The organism is Klebsiella sp. 2019SCSN059 (assembly GCF_021739525.1).
GTDB classification, from domain to species: domain Bacteria; phylum Pseudomonadota; class Gammaproteobacteria; order Enterobacterales; family Enterobacteriaceae; genus Klebsiella; species Klebsiella quasipneumoniae.
This window is the reverse complement of record NZ_JAKKOM010000164.1, coordinates 1-304: the sequence shown is the minus strand read 5'-3', so window position 1 is coordinate 304 and position 304 is coordinate 1. Positions and strand designations below refer to the sequence as shown.

The 304-nt window shown below is 43.4% G+C and carries 1 protein-coding gene; it reads left to right on the top strand.

The window, feature by feature from the left end; all coding sequences use genetic code 11:
* Nucleotides 1-84: 84 nt before the first annotated feature.
* On the top strand, nucleotides 85-304 hold a 220-nt coding region (locus L2I46_RS29420), incomplete at its 3' end, for a DMT family transporter (protein WP_001981783.1).

Sequence of the window (304 nt, the reverse complement as noted above, 5' to 3'; positions counted from 1 at the left end):
CTCACAGCCAAACTATCAGGTCAAGTCTGCTTTTATTATTTTTAAGCGTGCATAATAAGCCCTACACAAATTGGGAGATATATCATGAAAGGCTGGCTTTTTCTTGTTATCGCAATAGTTGGCGAAGTAATCGCAACATCCGCATTAAAATCTAGCGAGGGCTTTACTAAGCTTGCCCCTTCCGCCGTTGTCATAATCGGTTATGGCATCGCATTTTATTTTCTTTCTCTGGTTCTGAAATCCATCCCTGTCGGTGTTGCTTATGCAGTCTGGTCGGGACTCGGCGTCGTCATAATTACAGCCA